An 18,996-nucleotide genomic window follows, 5' to 3' on the forward strand; every position below is an offset into this window, starting at 1 on the left:
TCGTAATCTGAACCGGGGAGATCTCTATGAAAAAATCACGCTTTACCGACAGCCAGATCATGGCCATCCTCAAGCAGGCTGAGGCCGGAACGCCAGTTGCTGAACTGTGCCGCGAACATGGTATGAGCAATGCCAGTTTCTACAAGTGGCGTTCACGCTTTGGCGGAATGGATGCATCCATGATGGCCCGACTAAAAGAGCTGGAAGATGAAAACCGCCGCCTGAAAAAGATGTATGCCGAAGAACGGCTCAAAGCCGAAATTATTCAGGAGGCTATGGCAAAAAAGTGGTGAAGCCATCGCAGCGAAAGCAGATGGCACAGGACGCGGTCAGGCACCGAAGCGTCAGCATACGTTTTGCCTGCCAGTTGTTTGTTGTCAGCGAAAGTTGCTATCGCTATCAGCCTCAACTGAATGAAGAAAACACGGTTATTGCTGACTGGCTACTCCGTATCACCGACAGTCAGCGCAACTGGGGTTTTGGTCTGTGCTTTTTGTACCTGCGTAACGTAAAAGGCTTTAAGTTCAATCACAAAAGGGTATACCGGATTTATTGCGAGTTGTCGCTGAACAGGCGAATTAAACCGAAAAAACGACTGAAACGGGATAAGCCCGAGCCGCTGGCGGTGCCTGAAAGCCGCAATGAATGCTGGTCGATGGACTTCATGCACGATCAACTGTCGGATGGTCGTTCCGTCCGATTGCTGAATGTTATCGATGACTTTAATCGTGAAGCGCTGGCCATTGAGGTGGATTTTTCTCTTCCCGCAAATCGAGTGGTGAGGACACTCGAACAACTGATTGAGTGGAAAGGTAAACCAGCAGCAATACGATGTGATAATGGGCCAGAATATACCGGCAAGATACTGATGTCATGGGCTGTTCAGCAGAATATCACCCTGCGTTTTATTCAACCCGGAAAACCTCAGCAAAATGCATATATTGAGCGATATAACCGGACTGTACGTTATGACTGGCTGGGACAGCACCTGTTTACATCACTGGACGAATTGCAGGACTATGCCACACGCTGGCAATGGTTTTATAATCACGAGCGTCCGAATATGGCACTGAATGGCTTCACGCCAATGCAGCATATTCAACGCATGACCTGATTCTACTTATCGCCTCCGTTAAAAATGGGAGGATTACCAAAGTAGTATTCGTTCATTGCAGAAAGCGACCCAGCTTTTTAATCCCCAGTCTGAAGTTAATACCATTACACTGGTACTTGAACAGATGGCTAACGATCCCGCTCATTCCGGCTGGCAATTTATGCGTTGCCTGTACGACCAATTTGGTTATCTGCCGCTGGCAACCTTTGAAGTTTGGCGTGCGCTAGTACAGCATCCACGAGCACTGGCGATGTCGCTATTTAAATTTGAGATGTCAGCTGAGTATCTGAGCCGCATTGAAAATGAGTTCCCTATTTTATGGGAGTTCTTCCCCATCTTCGAAATCAAAACTGCAGCCGATCGATTTAAATTGTTCCTGAGCCAAAAGGGTGCACCGGAAGAAACCCAGAATTTACTGGTGAAGAGCTTGTATCAGCGATTGGGGCTCGTTTTTCCGACATATGCCGACGAAATTGAGAAATGGTTAAGTTATGGACAATTCCCTCCGCCCATTCCAGAGTTCTTCATTCGCGAGTGGTATCAGGAGCTTTTACGTGAGCATAGTGAAGCTCGCTGGCCAGAGTACGGCAGCAAGCGGCTGCATAGCTGGATGACATCACAAAAAAATCCAGTGATCAGCATTAATCCTGACGCAGAATACCGCTATTCCGTTGCCTGGTTACCCGTCTTCGCCGCAGCTGTAGCAAGCGGCAATACCTCTTTTGAAGCCGTATTTGACCGTAAACCGGGTGCCGTATTTTTCCTGAGACAGGTCAGGGACTTCGATTCCCGCTGGTTTAAGGCCATCTTCCAGTGCAGCCTGTTGCGTTATTTTGCTCAAAAATAAAAAGGGATAAGAATGACTACACGCTATTTTTCGTCACTTATTGAACAATCGTTGTCTCGTTCAACTGAAGCAACACTGAGTATCATGGGGGTCACAAACCCGCAGTTGCGTGAGCACCTCGCGCAACAAATGGGCGCCGATTGTGGGAAATCAGGCTCATTCCTTGCTTCTCCCGTTTTCCAACAAATGTTTGGCTGGAAAGCGTCAAACAAAACGATGCGTAGCCTGACGGAAGGCAAGGCATTGCTCAGTAAAGCTGTGGTTGATTCGCTGGATGATCAGAACAATGGACGCTATCGTTTTGGTGCTGACTGGAAACCCTTTACTCACCAGCTAGCCAGTTGGAAGGCTCTGCTGGAAAAAAAACATTCTGTGGTAGTGACCAGCGGTACGGGTTCAGGCAAAACCGAATGTTTTATGGTGCCGGTGCTGGAAGACCTCTACCGGGAATTACATGAAAATGGCAACAACCCACTTATCGGCGTCAGGGCCCTTTTCCTCTATCCACTTAACGCCTTAATTAATTCGCAACGTGAGCGCCTGGACGCCTGGACACGTGGTTTTGGTTCCGGAATCCGATACTGCCTCTACAACGGAAATACCGAAAATCTACACGCCGCAGTGAAAAGCGAACAGGTAAAAAGACCGAATGAAGTACTCTCGCGCGAAAAAATGCGTGAAGAACCCGCTCCAATTCTAGTGACCAACGGCACAATGCTGGAATATATGATGGTCCGCCAGATCGACGCTCCAATTATCCAGCAATCTAAATCACAAAAATCATTACGCTGGATCGTATTGGATGAAGCGCATACCTATGTCGGCTCGCAGGCCGCTGAACTGGCGCTGCAGTTACGCCGCGTGATGACGGCCTTTGGTGTGACTCCAGATGATGTTCGCTTTGTAGCAACCTCTGCAACCATTGCCGGAAGCGATGCCGAAAAGCAATTAAAAAAATTCCTCTCTGAATTATCCGGTATACCGCAAGAGCGCATTGACGTACTGGACGGAAGCCGGGTTATTCCGGAACTGGAACCATGCAAACACGTTTTTATTCCGTTAGAAGAAATTGAGCAAATCCCTGATACAGACATGAAGGGCGTAAGCCCAGAGCGCTTTGATGCACTTACGCATTCACCTGAAGCGTATTACTTGCGCGACATGCTAGTTACTCAACCGAATCCAATGAAGTTGGATGATATGACGCAGCGGTTGAACTCGCTAACAAAACAGCATTATAGCCAGCAGGATGTGTTGCGCTGGATTGACGTCTGCTCTGGCACACAACCCAATACTAAGGATCCCGCATTTCTTAAGGTCAGGGCGCACATATTCCAACGCAATACCCAGGGGGTGTGGGCCTGTGTTGATAAAGAATGCAGATTAAAGCACGGTACCCCGCTGGAAAAGGGTTGGCCTTTTGGCTATGTGTATGTGAACAAACGCCAAAATTGCGATTGTGGAAGCCCGGTTTACGAGCTGGCATTCTGTAATGAATGTAATGAGCCACATCTTCTGGCGCGGGACAAAAAGGGAAAACTTGTCCAATGGGAAAATAAAGGCGGTGATGAGTTCTCTTTGCAAGATGATGTGCATATTGAAAATGATGCCGCAGAAGAAAAAGTTGATAAAGAGAGTCGTTTTCAGCCCCCACTCATTATCGCCGCAGAGAAGACCAGCGAGGCGGGTTATACCCTACAGCGTCTGGACCGTCAGACACGTCGTATTGGTGTTATTAACAATGACAGCATCCCGCTGGTTATTAACGACATTGAACAAGTATGTAGTGCCAGTAGCTGTGGCTACAGAGGCGCGAGCGGAAAACAACCGTTCCGCCGAGCCTTATTAGGTGGGCCATTTTACGTCACCAATATTGTGCCAACCGTTCTGGAATATTGTCAGGATTTTATTAGTGAAGAAGGAAAAGAGGGCGTCGGACCTGATTCGTTACCAGGTCGAGGCCGTCGACTTATTACCTTTACCGACAGCCGGCAAGGAACGGCCCGAATGGCGGTGCGCATGCAGCAAGAAGCTGAGCGCAGCCGCTTACGCGGTAGTGTGGTCGAAATCCTGAGCTGGCATCAACGAACACAGACTTCTGCAACACCGAATGCCAATGCCGATCTGGAAAAGTTAGCGACGAGGGCAAAACAGGCCCGCCATGAGGCGAAAGAATATAGAAGCTGGGGAATGCCGGAACAAGCAAAACTGGCTGAAGCGCAAGCCGAACAGCTTGAACAGGCTATTCAGGCCGCGACCGGTGGCAAAGCTGCGACTATTCTGGTTTCGCGGACCTGGATTGAAATGGTTAATGAACTTAAAGAGAAAGCCGATATTCGCGGTCCTATTCTGCAATATAACCACTATCTGAAGCCTGAAATTTTCAATGAAAATGGCGGGCCGCTGAAGCTTTCTGAAATGTTGTTATTCCGGGAGTTTATGCGCCGGCCCAAACGAACTAACAGCCTGGAAACGCAGGGATTAGTTCAGGTTGGTTATCAGGGGCTGGAGAAGATCCATAAGATGCCGGTGCATTGGCAAGAGAAAGGGCTGACGCTGGATGACTGGAAGGATTTTCTTAAGGTTACGCTGGATCTCTACGTACGTGAAAGCAACTTCACACAACTGGACGATGAGTTGAAAAACTGGATTGGTAGCCGTTTTTCATCGAAATTCGTCCGTAACCCAGACACAAAAGATCCCGAAGATAATCAGAACAGACGCTGGCCGCAAATTCGTAATGGCAATATATCCCATCGTTTAGTGAAGTTATTAATGCTTGGCGCAGGATTCAAAACCGTAAATACGGCGACGATGGATATTATCAATACGTGGCTGAAAGAAGCGTGGACCCAACTTACTGGGCCACTTGCAGTGCTGAAACCTGATGGTAACCGTTTCTATCTGCCAAAAGAGCACATGACTTTTTCTTTAATCACAGATGCCTGGATTTGTCCGGTAACCAATAAGATTCTGGATACGGCCTTTAAAGGCTTAACCCCTTATCTGCCCACCCACATTTCGTTTGAACACCTTACCAAGACACAATATGACGCTTTTGTCGCACAAAAGGTCACCATGCCGGAAATCTGGAAGCTGGATCGTTCGCAAGAAGACTACGCTCCGGGTCTGGCGAAGGTACGTGACTGGGTTAGTAAAGAACCACTGATCGCACAATTACGTTCGGAAAACGTCTGGACGGATATCAACGATCGTGTCGTTGAAGGTGGCTTCTACTACCGCACTGCAGAGCACTCTGCCCAGCAGTCTTCAGAACGCCTGCAAAGCTACGAAAAGATGTTCAAGAACGGGCAGCTTAATGTTCTTAACTGTTCTACCACCATGGAAATGGGGGTTGATATCGGTGGCATTACCGCCGTAGTGATGAACAACGTACCGCCCCATCCGGCTAACTATTTACAGCGTGCCGGGCGAGCCGGGCGTAGTCAGGAATCGCGTGCGATCTCTTACACACTATGTAAAGGGAACCCGCACGATCAACAGGTTTTTGCCAACCCACTCTGGCCATTTGAGACCATGATCCCCGCGCCAATGGTGGCAATGAATTCCGCCCGGCTGGTGCAACGCCACGTTAATGCGCTATTACTGTCCGACTTTTTATGTCACGTCATTGGCGAAACGGATAAAGAAAAAACCAGTCTCGATAGCCTCTGGTTTTTCGGTGAAGACGACGGGCAATCAAAGTGTGAACGCTTTAAAGTCTGGCTCGAGCGTCCGGTTCTTGATATCGACGCGGCGCTGGAACGGCTGGTGAAAGGCACAGCATTACATGGTGCCAGACCCGACCTGTTGCGAGATAAAACAATCCATGCGATTACGTTCATGCAGCAGCGATGGCTTTCCGTCTACCGCGATCTTGTAGCCCAGGAGCGAGAGTCGCAGCCACAAACACCTTATCGCAAGCGCATAGAACTGGAGAAAAAACGACACTGTGGCGAGTATTTGCTGCGTGACCTGGCGGCCAGGACTTTCCTGCCGGGATACGGCTTCCCGACAGATGTGGTGACGTTTGATAACTTCACTATGGAAGACTATATCCGTGAAAAATCACAGAAAAACCGGGATAAAAAAGATCGCGAAGATAATGTGTCACGTTATAAGGGACTTCCCTCGCGTAACCTGGGGGTTGCCATCCGTGAATATGCACCAGGTGCAGAGATCATACTGGATGGCCGGGTCTTCCGCTCTGCTGGCGTCTCACTGCACTGGCACAATATTAATGCCGATACCAATGAAGCCCAGCGTCTGGATTGCGCCTGGCGCTGTCACAAATGCGGGACCATAGGCTATGAAGAGGGGTTGAGCAGTTCCGGGACGCTATTTTGCACCAACAGCGCCTGTGGTGAAAAAATCATCATGGATAATCGTCGCCAGGTGCTGCAGCCAGCCGGGTTTGTAACTGATGCGCACGCGCCGGTGACGAACAATATTGAAACCATGAAATTTATCCCGGTTGTCCCTGCCTGGGTATTTGTTAAAGCAGAACCCGTATCGCTACCTAACCCGATAATGGGGTATATGGCATCTGGCGCTGATGGGCATGTTTTCCAGCAAAGCCTTGGAGAAGGTGGGCATGGTTACGCACTTTGCCTGAGCTGCGGTCGCGCAGAGTCGATGTTGAACGCAAACGATGCGCCGAAAAGTATGGAAGCCCACTACCCGCCGCGTCCGGGAAAAGCGGATCGCGACAGCCAGAATCAACGTCTAATTTGCCCCGGTTCGACGGCGCTCATGAAGAACGTCACGCTGGGGGCATTGGCGCGAACGGATGTCTTTGAAATGGTTCTACGCAAGCCGCAAAACGGTGAATATCTGCCGGATAGCACGGAAGAAGGCCGGATTGTTGCCATGACTCTGGCGGTTGCCCTACGTCAGGCGCTGGCCGGGGTTTTGGGTATCTCCGCGGCAGAACTGGGCTACGCCGTGCGTCCGGTCAGACTGGCAGATGGACAATCGGTATTAGCCGTTCAACTTTACGATGTGATTAGCGGTGGTGCGGGTTTTGCATCCAGTGCGCCGATGCACATTGAGGCCATTCTGCGGGGAATGGTGAAGCAGTTGGGTTGCCACCACTGCGATACAGCATGCAGTGAATGCCTCCTCGACTCCCAGACACGCCACGATCACGATTTGCTGGATCGTAAAGCGGCACAGGCATGGCTTGGTGATGACTTCTCGTACTACATCGGTTTGCCTGATGAAGAGACATTCTCACTACCGGATGCCCGCTACTGCCCGGGAGCCATTGGCGATACCCTTCGTCGGGCGATTAACGAGGGAGCTGAAAAACTCACACTGTGGGTGAACGGGCCACTCAATGAGTGGGATCTTTATGCCCGTCAATTCCGGGCGGCTATTCAGAACTACCGGATTAAAGACAATGTTGCGGTCGACCTTGTCATTCCTGCTGGCGTCGATGATCCGGAGCTGTTGCACGAACTTTCGCAGTTTACTGCTTTGGGCGTGCGCTTGTGTCATAGCGAACAGACTCTGGAATTGCCGATTGTGGCGCAAATCGCCTTTGCCGATCGCGTAATGACGCTGGCTTCACGCAGCCAGCAGGCAACTACCCCAGGGCCAGGCTGGCACCTGAATGACAAACTGGTCGTTCGCAGCCTCGGCTATAAAACGGTAAAACTGAACGAGTTTGTACTGCCGGGGAAAGCAGCGAACGCTGTTGAGCGTGTCAAAGACATAGAGATTCATAAACAGTTAAATGGTCCACTTTCGCAGTTCGGACAACGCTTCTGGGACGCGCTGTTTAACAGCCATGAAGAGGCACAGTCGCTGATGAAAAACCAGCAAATTACCCACGTTCACTATACCGATCGCTATCTGCAAAACCCGGTTGCGCTGGCGCTGCTGGGGGCGATCCTGAAACCGCTAAAAACAAAGCTGACCGATGATGCTGAACTGGCGTTGGATACGTTGTTTAAATCTAAAGAACGTTCAGGAAATCGCCCCTCTCATGACTGGATGAGCGAAGCGGATTTTCAGGATTTCGCCGACCAGTGGTTTACAGCGGCAATGGGCAGAGCGGTAGAACTGACGGTGTTCGATTCGCCACGTGATATTCCGCATCATCGTAAGCTGACGGTGGCCTTTGAGAATGGTCAGACGTTGAAGATTCGCTTCGATCAGGGAATGGGATACTGGCGTATCGACTTCCCGTATGCATGGCGTAACTTTGACTTTACTGATGATGTGACTTATCAGCTAGTAAAACTGGCGCAAGCCTGCCAGGAGGGCAAAGTCCTTAATAGCGAGGAAAGCTGGGCAACGGATGTGCTGGTAGAGGTGATGACGTCTTAATGGATTAGCGCTCCCAATAAAGAATTGGGAGCGCTAAAATGTACGAATCAGTGACGTTCGATAATCACCATTACGCTTTTTTACGCGCGGCTTTTTTACCGCCGCTGGCAGCGCGTTCGGCTTTGATCTTTTCCAGCAACGCGGCGGCGCTGTTTTCACCGCTGATGAGCTCAGGGTTTTCCGCACGCCACTGGGCGGTAAGCTCGCCGCGGAAGGCTTTTGCCAGCATCGACTGGGTGAGGTTGTTGACGCAGGTTAGGGCGCTGTTGACCTGTTTTTCGATGGTGTCGGCGTAGGCGAAGAGTTGTTCGACACGGCGGACGATTTCGGCTTGTTCAGGGAGTGGGGGAACGATTACTGGTATTTCTCGAACTTTATTCAAGTTTAAATTTGGCTGGTTACCTCCAGCAGCGGCTTTCCTTGTTTCCTGATAATTTTCCATTAAGCGCATTTTTAAAAATTGCAGGTCAATTTTTTCCTTGTCACATATGATTGCCGCACAGGCTTGATTGCATGCTGCATGTATTTTTAATTCTGTGACTTGACCACGAGTTTTCCCTTCGCCATACATCGCTAAAAGTAGTGTGCCTGGAGAAAATATTTTAAGCGTACATTCTTTTAGTGCAATAGGTGTAATAAATTGCTCTGCGACTTCCGTATAAATTTCGCCAGTAATTGAACTTGTTAGCCAAGGAATTGAACCATTCTCCCAATACTTTACTTCGGTTCGTTTAGGAGTTTTACCTGTAGCTACTTGGGCCAACTCTCCTATATTACTATTCACCCATGAAGAGAATAGTATAGAGTTACTTTTCCGCCATTCCTCCGTTAGCCCACCACTCATTGCAACAGAGAGTACCGCCTGACGAAAACGTTTCAGGATTTGTGGGATTTGCTCAAGACGTGCTTTGGTGCTCTCTACCTGTGCCAGCAGCGTATCAAGTTTTTCGGCGATGATTTTTTGTTCGAAAAATGGCGGGAGATTAATTGAAAGAGCCTTCAAAACTTCCAGACGTATTCCTTTTACCGTTGTACCGGTCCCTAAACTTTCGATTAGCTGCGCCTGCGAACGGTACCAGTGAATAAAGAAATTACGATCAACTCCGTTAGACAGGAATAACGCCTTTAAGTCTTGGTTAATTGCTGAATCAAAAGACGCTGTAACAATTTTACCCAAGCTCATACGAGTCGCAATAATCGGTGTCCCAGCAGGAATTATATTTGTACTGCTATTTTCTACTGCATCATTGGTAATATGGTCGATAGTATCTGTAAGGGTATGTTTATTCATATCCTTGACACTCATCCATGGAATATCCCCTTGATAATACTCAGGGATTGCTTTGCTTGGGGTACCTCCGCCAATAATAGTAAGGAGTATATTATCCAGTTCGCTTTTTACCCACCCTTCCGGCAATTTCCCTCCACTCATGCCTTCACCTCACCAAACGCTTCTTCCAGCAACTGACGCTGCGCATCCGCCTCATCGCTCGCCCCCAGCTCGCGCATCAGCGCATCCAGCTCGCCCAGCGCCTGCACCAGCTCACCCATCGCTTCTGCGGCCAGCACATCCGGCTCCGGCAGGCTGTCGGCGTCAATGCTGTCTTTATCCTTCAGCCAGGAGATATCCAGCGAATCGGATTTTGCCGTGCGGATCCACTCACGGCTGAACTTGCGCCAGCGGCTGGTGGCAAGGTGCTGGTCGGTGTTCTTGTTCTCTTCGCTGTCCGCAACCTCGCTCTCTTCGGCGTTAAAGCTCCACTCGCCTTCGGTACGCGGGCTTAAGCCGTGCGGATCATCACCGTAGACATTTTCAAACGGCAGCAGATGCTGTTCGGTAAACGGCGTGCGCTTGCCGAAGCTCGGCATATTGGTACGCAGGTCGTACACCCACACGTCGTCGGTGCAGTGTTTATCCTGATTCGGATTGGCTACCGTGCCTTTGGTAAAGAACAGCACGTTGGTTTTTACGCCCTGGGCGTAAAAGATGCCGGTCGGCAGACGCAGGATGGTGTGCAGATGGCATTTGTCCATCAGGTCGCGACGAATATCGGTGCCCTTACCGCCTTCAAACAGCACGTTATCCGGCACCACCACCGCCGCGCGCCCCCCGGGGTGCAGGGTTTCAATGATATGCTGCATAAAGCACAGCTGTTTGTTGCTGGTCGGGTGCACGAAGGTGCGGGTAATGTTGGTGCCCGCGGCGCTGCCAAACGGTGGGTTGGTGGCAACAATATGCGCCTTCGGCAGGTTTTCACCGTCGCTGCCCAGCGTGTTGCCCAGACGGATAGCGCCGCCGTGGTCGAGGTTGCCTTCAATATCGTGCAGCAGGCAGTTCATCAGCGCCAGACGGCGGGTGCCGGGCACCAGTTCGAGGCCGATAAACGCGCGGTGGATCTGGAAATCCTGGGTGTCGCCATCAAGATCATCCAGATCGTTGGTTTGTGACTTCACGTAGCGGTCGGCTTCAATCAAAAAACCCGCCGTACCCGCAGCCGGGTCTTGCACCACTTCGCGCGGCTGCGGCTTCAGCAGATGGATAATGGTTTTGATCAGCGGACGCGGGGTAAAGTACTGGCCTGCCCCAGATTTGGTTTCATTAGCGTTCTTTTGCAGCAGCCCTTCATACATATCACCGAAGTCATCGCGAGACTTACCATGACTACCGTTATACCAGTCCAGCGAATCCATATAGCTAACCAGTTCAGTTAACTGTTTGGGGTGCTCAATGGTGGTGCTGACATTATGGAAGACCGCCTGCACCAGCTTTTTCTCATCAGAGCCTAACTGAACCAGCAGGTTACGGTAGAACTGCATCTGATCCTGGCCAATGCGGGATTTCAGGTCATCCCAGCGGTAGCCTTCCGGCAGGTAATCCGCTTCCTGGCCGGTCTCTTTGCACATTTTCAAAAACAGCAGCGAGGCAAGTTCGTTAACGTAGTTTTGATAGGAGACGCCGCCGTCGCGCAGGTTGTCGCACAGTTTCCACAGTTTGGCGACCAGATCGTTATTGTTCATTGAAGATCCCATGTAAAACAGCGGCCCTTATCGGGGCCGCAGAAGAAGAAATTGCCGGGGATGATAACGCGTCAGGCGAGCTCATCCCAGATGTAATCGCTGAACTTATCCAACACGCTGTCGAGGTTGTCGTCAAAGGTGCGTTGTAACATTGGCTTACCGCCGCGGCGGTGGAAATTGCCGGTTTTGAAAACATCGTCGTCGAGCACCACCTTCTCTTTTAGCGCCTGCGCTAAACGGTCGAGCCAGCTTAGCTGTTCATCGCTCCAGTCGTTCTCGGCCTTGATACGCGTCAGCGCGTGATCGACACGCTCGTCGAACGGTTTGAGCGCATCGCCCACCGCCGCACGGCGGATATGACCAATCAGCCTGGCGGCGATATCCTGATTGCGCGTCGCTTTCCACGCGCTGCGCAGGGATGACTCTTCAAAATGCTGGCGGTCAAACCACTCCTGCAATTCCACCAGCCCTTTACGGGTGAGGTCGCGCGGGCGATTAATCACCGCCTGCAGCGCGGGTTGGGTGTTCGGGGAGCGTTGCACCAGCTCATCAAACGCTTCGAGGAAATCCTGCGGCGTGTCGTAATCGCCATACAGCGATTTGACGCTCACCACCTCATCGTCAATATCGAGGAAAATGGGGGCCTCGCGCAGTGCGTTGATATCGGTTTTCAGCCTTTCGAGGCGCGCGATAAAGCCGGGAAGCTTATTAAAAATCTCGGCGCTCCAGTGCGGTCCTTTTTCCCGCAGGCGTGAGGCCAGACCGCCAAAGTTGACGCCCGCGGCATCCAGGCACAGCTCGTCCAGACGGCGAACCTGTTTATCCACAGCTTCGCTGCGATCGCGGTTATAAATGGCGAGGCCGATGATTCTCTGCAGCTTAGCGACCAACTGTTCATGGCTGTGCTCGGCAAAACTGCGGCCATCCGCTTCAATGGTTTTGTAGGTTTCTGAGTCGGTAATTTCATTGACCAGCGTTTGCAGTTCCACCTGTGGACGCACAACCACCGGGCGCATGGTATCGACGCTTTCCAGCGAGCTGTAGATATCAACACAGTCGAAAATCTTAAAGCTGGTTTTCCCCACCGACGGGCACAGACGCGTGGCACGGCCCTTCATCTGCTCGTAGAGAATGCGGCTTTTGACTTTGCGCAGGAACACAATATTACAGATTGACGGGATATCCACGCCGGTGGTCAACAGATCGACGGTAACCACAATATTGGGTAGCCGCTCTTTGTTGAAGCGGACGATCATGCTTTGCACTTTCTTCGCGTCTTTATCGGCATCACCGGTGATCTTGATAATCGCGTCGTGCTCCAGCTGCGGATACTTTTTCTTAAACGCGGTGCGCAGCTCGTCAACCACCATGTCGGCATGGGCGTTGGTGACGCAGAACACCAGCGTTTTTTGTTGCCCGGTGGGATCCAGGTAGTTGGTGAGCTCACCGCATACCGCACGGTTAAACGCCGGGATCACCAGGCCGCGGTTAAAATCGGCGACCTCAAAATCCTGATCATCGGCCAGCGTGTCGTTGATCAGCTCGCCCTGTGGGTTCAGGCGTTCCACCTGTTCACCCTCGGAAAGATAGACCCCATCCTGCGCATTGCGGGTGACGATCTGAATAGGCGGATCCTGGTCGATCAAGTAGCCGTCGATCACCGCCGTACGGTAGGTGTAGCGGTAAACCGGCTCGCCGAAAATATCGACCGTGTGCAGCGCTGGCGTGGCGGTCAGGGCAATTTTTACCGCATCGAAGTGATCGAGAATGCGACGGTAGGCGGAAACGTAATCCAACTGGCTGCGAAACTGCAGCTCGCCTTCGGTCTGCTCTTTATCGAGAATGTAACCGCGGTGTGCTTCATCGACGACAATACAGTCGTAACGGCCGACCGGCATCGGTTCATCTGATTGCAACGTGCGTTTAACCAGCGACTGAACCGTGGCGACGTGAATTTTGGTGCTGTCTTCCGGGAATTTATCAGTCAATCCTTTGATATCGAAAATGCTGTTAAAAGTGTCGCCGTTAATCCGTGTATCTTCAAACGATCCCAGCGCCTGCTCGCCGAGCGAGCGACGATCAACCAGGAACAAGACGCGTTTGAAACGCTGCGACTGGATCAGGCGGAACATCAGGGCAATGGCGGTACGGGTTTTACCGGTACCGGTCGCCATTGCCAGCAGGATCTCTTGTTGGCCGTTAACAATGGCCTTCTCTACCGCGCGAACGGCATCCTCCTGGTAATAACGCAGACCCAGTTCGCTCATTCCGGGGTTATCGGCAAACCACTGATTCTGTTTTTGCGGGTCGCTGCCCAGCATATCCAGCAGCTCTTCCGGGCGATGCCATTCCGGCAGCGCTTTCGACATATTGGTGGTGTGGCGGACGTCGCGATACCAGATACCGCTTTTGGTCTTCATTGCCGCGCGGTATTCACGCCCGTTGGTGGAGTAGCAAAAGGGGATTTTAAAACGCTGTGTGCCGCTGGTGTCCTGCCAGCTAATTTCGTAAGCAGGTACCGCTTCATGTACTTCATCAGGAGAGTAGTGTTCTAACAACGTGTCGCGTAAGAACGCGTTATCGAAGTATTTACTGTAGCGATACGATTCGTTGAGTTTGCCGGGAACATCGATATTTTTACGTTTTGCTTCGACCACTGCGATAGGCTTAAGGCCCACGAACAGAACATAATCCGCAAAACCTTGCTTCCCGGTTTCATCTTTGCCAGTTGGCCATTCGGCAATGGCTTTATTTACACCCGGTTCTGGACGCTCACCTTTGGAGAAACGTAACGTTTTACTATCGGCCTGCCAGCCCGCTTTACGCAGTTGGGCATCAATCAGGAAGCGGCTTTCTTCCTCGCTGAGATTCAGTGTGCGCTTGATAGCCTGGTCGGTAATCTCTTTATGATATGCCTTGCGTTCCTGTTCGGTTTGTTTTGCTAACTCGGCGTTTTTGGCGGCAAGTTGCGCTTCCAGTGCGGCCACGCGTGCTTTGGTTTGTGCTTCGGTTTCCTGCTGTTTGCCTTCGAGGACGGCAATGTAGCCGTTGAGTGCAATTAATCGTTGCTGCTGAGCTTCCAGTTCTGCCTGGCTTTGTACTTTTTCCTGTGTCTGCTGTTCCAGTTGCTGTTTGAGGGTGAGAACTTCGGCGTGGTAGCGATCCTCACCGTGCTCAGGCAGCACAAAAACCGGCACAGGAAAGTCGTAATCTTTGGTTACCAACCGGTAATACCAGACGGCAAGACGGAAACCCAGGCGCAGGCACATCTGAGCATCATCCAAATCATTATGGTATTCGTGGACGGCCTGGTTACCAATTCGGCGCAATTTATGGAATACAGAAAGGATGTTGTCATCAACAAAGGAAATTTTGCCCAGTTCACGCAGAAGATCGTGTTGATTCTCACAGAGGGGGATATCCAGCAGCAGGCCAAGGTGTTTAGCCGTCGCTTCGCCAAACATACGCATTTTCACCAGTGCGGTGTTGGGATCATCCGGGTAATTATTTTCCGCCGCACAGGCTATGGCATAGGTGAAATCGTTGACGCCCTTCAGGAACTCAAAATTGGATTTAGTCATCATTAGGTTTTAATCCATCGCTGTGCGAGCCTATCCATATATTTAAGGCTCATAACTCTTTATCTTAGCTTTCCACATCTTCCCGGGCAATGACCAACGTCACAGCAACTGACTAATTCTTAAGGGTTCGTCTATTTTGTAGTGTTGTACTAAACACAAAAAGTCCCAAACTCTTCAACCAAGTCAGCTGACCATATCGAGCGCACACTTTTAAATTATAAAATCGATAAATAATTAAATCATTTCAACACATTACCATTATTCCCAAAATCAAACGGGCTAACCCCTTTCTCCCGATTCGCATCCAGATAATCAGCCCACCACTGCAGCATTAACCTGCGCTCTCCCAGATGCTCTGCCTTGTGGATGTAAGCTGCTCGCACAGAGCTACGCTCCTGATGGCTCATCTGCCGCTCTACGGCATCCCTCGACCATAGACCCGATTCAATCAATGAGCTACAGGCCATTGTCCTGAAACCATGCCCACACACTTCCTTTTTCGTGTCATACCCCATCACTCGCAAAGCCTTGTTAACCGTGTTCTCACTCATCGGCTTACGAGGATCGTGATCGCCAACGAAGATCAGCTCTCGGTTCCCATTCATGCTTTTGATCTTTTCCAGAATAGCTAAGGCCTGACGCGATAAGGGAACAAGATGAGGTGTCCGCATCTTTGAACCACGCTGAGAATGTTTAACACCTTCCAGCGGTTCACGCTCTCCGGGAATCGTCCACATAGCCGTTTCAAAATCCACTTCTGTCCAGCGAGCAAAACGTAGCTCGCTCGAACGGATGAAAACCAGTAACGTCAAATCCACAGCTAACCGCGTTAATGGTCTGCCGGTGTAGTTATCAATACGATGGAGTAACTCAGGAATGCGGTTGAGATCTAGCGCAGCGCGATGCTTTCGTTTAGCTGTTGCGATCGCACCAGCGATCTCTTGTGCAGGATTGTAATCAATTAAGCCGTTCTGTACCGCAAAGCGCATTATTGCCGTTGTTCGCTGTTGAAGACGCGCAGCCACTTCAAGGCGTCCTGACTTTTCCACGGCTTTAATTGGAACCAGTAAGTCACGAGTACCAATATCTTTGATATTTCGCTTCCCAACCGAAGCAAATAAATTGTCTTCCAGGCTTTTCAATACACGAGCACTATGCGATGTAGACCATTTCTGATTGCTGGCATGCCAGTCTCTGGCAACCACTTCAAACGTTATCGCCTCTTGCTCCTGCTCTACCTTAACGGCTTTCTTGTTCTCACTGGGATCGACACCATTAGCTAATAGCTTACGGGCCTCATCCCTTCGTGCCCTGGCATCCGCCAGCGAAACCTCAGGGTATTTCCCAAGCGCCAGCATCTTCTCTTTGCCACCGAAGCGATAACGTAGCCGCCAGTATTTGGAGCCGTTAGGGTGAACCAGCAAAACCATACCGTCGCCGTCAGTAAGTTTATAGGCTTTTGCTTCAGGCTTAGCCGAACGAACCTTCACATCACTCAGAGCCATGATGAGTATCCTTTCAAGGGTTCTGTGTGGGTACAAACATTATCGAACCGGGATATACCCGCAGTTGTACCCGCATCAGTAAGTTGATGTAGATTGAATCAGGTTGACTTAGGTTGAGTGAAAAAGCGAGGAAAGCCTTGCGGATACTGGATTTCAGGCACAAAAAAAGACGTCCATTGACGTCTGTTGATGTTCCGATGGTGCCGAAGGCCGGACTCGAACCGGCACGTATTTCTACGGTTGATTTTGAATCAACTGCGTCTACCGATTTCGCCACTTCGGCACTGAAGGGGATGCGGAAACGTTGCGATTATACCTGCTGATACTGGCCGCGCAACCCTTATCCGCCACCGGCCTGCCGTCTGCCGTTTTTTTCACCACAGGCAAATCAGCACCTTACCAGGCCCCCGCCGCCCATACCAATTGTGCTCTTCCCGCCCTGCTCCCCCTGCCCCTTTAGCGCCCCCGGGAGTAACATTCCCGCAGCCTGGCTCAACTACACTAATGTCAGAACCACATCCACTCAGGATCATGAGGAACCCCAATGACCATCATCAAAAGTTTTGCCGCCAGAGAAGCCGGCGCCGAGCTCGAACTCTGGGAATACGATGCCGGTGAACTGGCCGCAGAAGATGTCGAAGTCACCGTCGATTACTGCGGGATCTGCCACTCGGATCTGTCGATGATCGACAACGAATGGGGCATGTCCAGCTACCCGCTGGTTGCCGGTCATGAAGTCATCGGCCATGTGACTGCCCTTGGTAGCGCGGCGCAGAATAAAGGCCTGAAAATTGGCCAGCGCGTGGGCATCGGCTGGACAGCGCGCAGCTGCGGCCACTGCGATGCCTGCATCAGCGGCAACCAGATGAACTGCCTGGAAGGCACCACCCCCACCATTATGAACCGCGGCGGCTTTGCCGAGAAAATCCGCGCAGACTGGCAATGGGTCATCCCCCTGCCGGAAAGCATTGATATCGAATCCGCCGGGCCCCTGCTGTGTGGCGGAATCACCGTATTTAAACCCCTGCTGATGCACAACATCACCACCACCAGCCGCGTGGGGGTTATCGGCATTGGTGGCCTGGGCCATATTGCCATCAAACTGCTGCGCGCCATGAACTGCGAAGTCACGGCATTCAGCTCAAACCCGGCCAAAGAGCAGGAAGTGCGCGCCATGGGTGCTGATCACGTCGTCAACAGCCGGGATCCGCAAGCCCTCACGGCGCTGGCGGGCCAGTTTGATCTGATAATCAACACCGTAAACGTTGATCTTGACTGGCAACCCTACTTCGAAGCGCTGGCCTGGGGCGGCAACTTCCACACCGTCGGTGCCGTGATGAAGCCATTACCCGTACCGGCCTTTACCCTGATTGGCGGCGACCGCAGCATCTCCGGCTCGGCAACCGGCTCCCCGGCAGAGCTGCGTAAGCTCATGAAGCTGGCGGGGCGCACTGGCGTAACAGCCACCACCGAGCTGTACCCGATGTCGAAAATTAACGAAGCGCTGCAACACGTTCGCGAAGGCAAAGCCCGCTACCGCGTTGTACTGAAAGCGGACTTTTAAACCCCGTTGATGCAGGGTAAATCCCGCCATCGGTATTGTCGTGGCGGTATCACACTCACCCCGGTCCCGCCCTGCGTTGCGGGGCCGTTTTTATAGCGGCACACCCGGGGTCACAGGCCCGGGCTCAGGCAGAACCAGTCATGAAAACCTATCAGGCGGCGGTATTCGCCCTTTATTGCCTCAGCAGCGCCAGTGCGCTGGCAGGCTATAACCCGGTAATAGACAGAGCCACCAGCCAGAAGCTGGAGACACTGCTCACCCTCAGCACCATGTCCCCACCAGGCACCACCGGGAGCCGCCTGGCCCGCCTGTCGGAGCCCTTCCTCAATACCCCTTACCGGGGCGGCACGCTGATTGGCTCGGCCACCCGGCCAGAAGCCCTGGTGGTGAATTTCAGCGCGGTGGACTGCCTCACCCTGCTGGAATACCTCCACGCCCTCAGCCACGCCACGGATCGCGACAGCTTCCTGCAAAGCCTGGTGGCAACCCGCTATCAGAACAGCGAGGTAGACTACACCCGGCGTAAACATTTCTTCTCCGACTGGTCCGCCACCCTGCCGCAGAACGCAACAGACATTACCGCCACACTGGCAAGCCATGTGGTGCGCACCACCAAAACCCTGAACCGTAAAGACGACGGTTCGCTCTGGCTACCGGGCATACCGGTCACGCCACGCACCATTACCTGGATCCCCACCGCCCGGATCACGGATCAGGTGCTGGCCGGGATCCGGGACGGGGATCTGATCGGGATCTACACCCCGAAAGCGGGGCTGGATGTCACCCACTCCGGGATCGCTGTTTATAAAAATGGCCAGTTGTTCTTCCGCAACGCCTCATTCCTGGCGCGTAATATGAAAGTTGTCGATACCCCGCTGCGCACCTATCTGCGGCACTACCCGGGGATAGTCGTCCTGCGTCCACGGTAAAAGGATAAAAAATCTTCATACTTACATTTTTGTAAGTACTTACTAAAAGTAATTAAGACATTTATAGTGACCTCCACAGCACAACACCCTGTAGAGGAAACCACG

The 18,996-nt window shown here is 51.7% G+C and carries 8 protein-coding genes, 1 tRNA gene and 1 pseudogene; 5 read left to right on the forward strand and 5 right to left on the reverse strand.

Features of this window, described 5'->3' with window-relative positions:
- The first annotated feature begins 26 nt into the window (after positions 1-26).
- The 3 genes and pseudogenes from EBL_RS16820 to EBL_RS16830 all read left to right on the forward strand — a co-directional run bounded on the left by EBL_RS16820 (position 27) and on the right by EBL_RS16830 (position 8,294).
- Positions 27-1,114, forward strand: a protein-coding gene (locus EBL_RS16820; RefSeq protein ID WP_126298237.1) for an IS3 family transposase whose coding sequence is annotated in 2 segments (ribosomal slippage) — positions 27-279 and positions 279-1,114 — 1,089 coding nt in all. Because the reading frame shifts where the segments join, the coding sequence is not laid out codon by codon here.
- Positions 1,115-1,151: 37 nt separating this feature from the next.
- Positions 1,152-1,961, forward strand: a pseudogene (locus EBL_RS16825) (STY4851/ECs_5259 family protein); the annotation flags it as partial.
- A 12-nt stretch (positions 1,962-1,973) separates the two neighbouring features.
- Positions 1,974-8,294 carry a DEAD/DEAH box helicase gene (locus EBL_RS16830; RefSeq protein WP_002441803.1) on the forward strand — a complete coding sequence of 2,107 codons (6,321 nt, stop codon included), beginning with the start codon at positions 1,974-1,976 and terminating at the stop codon, positions 8,292-8,294.
- A gap of 70 nt (positions 8,295-8,364) precedes the next feature.
- On the opposite strand, the gene EBL_RS16835 is transcribed toward EBL_RS16830, so the two are convergent.
- The 5 genes from EBL_RS16835 to EBL_RS16855 form a co-directional block, all read right to left on the reverse strand.
- Positions 8,365-9,726: a restriction endonuclease subunit S gene (locus tag EBL_RS16835; protein ID WP_002441800.1), complete on the reverse strand. Its 1,362-nt coding sequence runs from the start codon at positions 9,724-9,726 to the stop codon at positions 8,365-8,367.
- Positions 9,723-11,312 carry a type I restriction-modification system methyltransferase gene (gene hsdM / locus EBL_RS16840; protein ID WP_002441798.1) on the reverse strand — a complete coding sequence of 530 codons (1,590 nt, stop codon included), beginning with the start codon at positions 11,310-11,312 and terminating at the stop codon, positions 9,723-9,725. Before hsdM ends, EBL_RS16835 begins: the two co-directional genes overlap by 4 nt.
- Before the next feature lie 71 nt (positions 11,313-11,383).
- On the reverse strand, positions 11,384-14,896 hold the full coding sequence (gene hsdR, locus EBL_RS16845) for a type I restriction-modification system endonuclease (protein ID WP_002441795.1): 3,513 nt from the start codon (positions 14,894-14,896) through the stop codon (positions 11,384-11,386).
- Between the two features lie 236 nt (positions 14,897-15,132).
- Complete coding sequence (locus EBL_RS16850) at positions 15,133-16,398, reverse strand: tyrosine-type recombinase/integrase (RefSeq protein WP_002441793.1); 1,266 nt, start codon at positions 16,396-16,398, stop codon at positions 15,133-15,135.
- Positions 16,399-16,596: 198 nt separating this feature from the next.
- Positions 16,597-16,681 (reverse strand) — tRNA-Leu (locus EBL_RS16855).
- Between the two features lie 261 nt (positions 16,682-16,942).
- On the opposite strand from EBL_RS16855, the gene ahr reads away from it, so the two are divergent.
- Positions 16,943-17,962, forward strand: a complete 1,020-nt coding sequence (ahr, locus tag EBL_RS16860) for an NADPH-dependent aldehyde reductase Ahr (RefSeq protein ID WP_002441792.1) — start codon at positions 16,943-16,945, stop codon at positions 17,960-17,962.
- Positions 17,963-18,102: 140 nt separating this feature from the next.
- Positions 18,103-18,891 (forward strand): N-acetylmuramoyl-L-alanine amidase-like domain-containing protein, encoded by a 789-nt coding sequence (locus EBL_RS16865; protein WP_002441790.1) that lies wholly within the window; start codon positions 18,103-18,105, stop codon positions 18,889-18,891.
- Positions 18,892-18,996: the final 105 nt, after the last annotated feature.

This window comes from Shimwellia blattae DSM 4481 = NBRC 105725, from assembly GCF_000262305.1.
In the GTDB taxonomy this organism is placed as follows: Bacteria; Pseudomonadota; Gammaproteobacteria; order Enterobacterales; family Enterobacteriaceae; genus Shimwellia; species Shimwellia blattae.

Coding starts and splice junctions, on each gene's coding strand:
- EBL_RS16830 (WP_002441803.1), top strand. CDS start 1,974: ATGACTACACGCTATTTTTCGTCACTTATTGAACAATCGTTGTCTCGT.
- EBL_RS16835 (WP_002441800.1), bottom strand. CDS start 9,726: ATGAGTGGAGGGAAATTGCCGGAAGGGTGGGTAAAAAGCGAACTGGAT.
- hsdM (WP_002441798.1), bottom strand. CDS start 11,312: ATGAACAATAACGATCTGGTCGCCAAACTGTGGAAACTGTGCGACAAC.
- hsdR (WP_002441795.1), bottom strand. CDS start 14,896: ATGATGACTAAATCCAATTTTGAGTTCCTGAAGGGCGTCAACGATTTC.
- EBL_RS16850 (WP_002441793.1), bottom strand. CDS start 16,398: ATGGCTCTGAGTGATGTGAAGGTTCGTTCGGCTAAGCCTGAAGCAAAA.
- ahr (WP_002441792.1), top strand. CDS start 16,943: ATGACCATCATCAAAAGTTTTGCCGCCAGAGAAGCCGGCGCCGAGCTC.
- EBL_RS16865 (WP_002441790.1), top strand. CDS start 18,103: ATGAAAACCTATCAGGCGGCGGTATTCGCCCTTTATTGCCTCAGCAGC.